Consider the following 1,711-nt stretch of genomic DNA (forward strand, 5'->3'; position numbering starts at 1 on the left):
GGCGGCCGGGCGGCTGATTTTGTTTATCGACGAACTGCATACCGTGGTTGGCGCGGGTGCGGCTGCCGGTTCGATCGATGCCTCGAACATGCTCAAGCCGGCGCTGTCGCGCGGCGATTTGCAGGTGGTCGGCGCTACGACGATCGACGAGTATCGCAAGCATATCGAGAAGGATGCCGCGCTTGAGCGGCGCTTCAGCCCGGTGTTTGTCGAGGAGCCCGATGTCGAGACGACCGTCGAGATGTTGCGCGGGCTGCGCAAGCGCTATGAAGAACATCATGAGCTGACGATCAGCGACGAGGCGATCGAGGCGGCGGCGCGGCTTTCCAGCCGCTATATCACCGATCGGTTCCTGCCCGACAAGGCGATCGACCTGATCGACGAGTCGGCGGCGCGGCTGCGGATGGAGATCACCAGCGATCCGCGCGAGCTGGACGATCTCAAGCGCCGGATCATGCAGCTTGAGATCGAGCGCGAGGCGTTGAAGAAAGAGAAAGATACCGCCAGCAAGGAGCGTCTCGACAAGATCGAGCAGACGCTGGCGAACCTGCGCGAAAGCCGTCACGCCGTGGAGGCGCAGCTTCAGCGCGAGCGCGAGCAGATCCAGCGCATCCAGCAGCTCAAGCAGCAGATCGACGAGACGCATGTGGCGATCGAGCGGGCGCAGCGCGACTACGACTACAACAAAGCCGCCGAGCTGCAATACGGCCAGTTGACGCGCCTTGAGCAGCAGTTGGCCGACGCCGAGGCCCAGTTGCAGACCAGCGGCAGCTCGATCCTCAAGCAGGAGGTCGACTCGCAGGACATCGCCGAGGTGGTTTCGCGCTGGACGGGCGTGCCCGTCAGCAAGCTGCTGGAAGGCGAGGTCGAGAAGCTGGTCAAGATGGAGGAGCGGCTGCATCAGCGCGTCGTCGGGCAGGGTGAGGCCGTGCGGGCCGTAGCCGACGCGGTGCGCCGCGCGCGGGCCGGGCTGCAAGATCCGCATCGTCCGCTGGGCTCGTTCCTGTTCCTGGGGCCGACCGGCGTCGGTAAGACGGAGCTGGCACGAGCGCTCGCGGAGTTTCTCTTTGACGACGAGCACGCGATGATCCGCATCGATATGTCGGAGTACATGGAGAAGCATACCGTGGCGCGGCTGATCGGCGCGCCTCCAGGCTATGTGGGCTATGAGGAGGGCGGCCAGCTCACCGAGGCCGTGCGCCGACGGCCCTACAGCGTGGTGCTGCTCGACGAGATCGAGAAGGCACATCCAGATGTGTTCAACGTGCTGCTGCAAGTGCTGGACGACGGTCGGCTCACCGACGGCCAGGGTCGTGTGGTCAACTTCAAGAACACCGTGATCATCATGACCAGCAACATCGGCAGCATCCAGATTCAGGAGTTGGCGCAGAAGGGCGCCAGCGAAGATGCGATCCGCGTGCGCGTGTTCGAGGAGCTGCGCGCGCATCTGCGGCCAGAGTTCCTGAACCGCATCGACGAGATGATCGTCTTCAGCCCGCTGAGCCGCGAGCAGATCGGGCAGATCGTGGAGATTCAGCTTGGTCGGCTGCGCAAGCTGCTTGGCGACCGCAAGATCGCGCTGGATCTGACGCCCGATGCCCGGCGCAGGCTGGCCGAAGAAGGCTACGATCCGATCTACGGCGCGCGTCCGCTCAAGCGAGTGATCCAGCAGCGGCTTCAGAACCCGCTGGCGATGCATCTGCTGCGCGGC

General features: G+C 64.5%; 1 protein-coding gene. It reads left to right on the forward strand.

Annotated features, from left to right (window positions below; translation table 11 throughout):
• On the forward strand, nt 1-1,711 hold a 1,711-nt coding region (locus VFZ66_00610; protein HEX6287653.1), incomplete at both ends, for an AAA family ATPase.

Source organism: Herpetosiphonaceae bacterium (genome assembly GCA_036374795.1).
In the GTDB taxonomy this organism is placed as follows: Bacteria; Chloroflexota; Chloroflexia; order Chloroflexales; family Kallotenuaceae; genus LB3-1.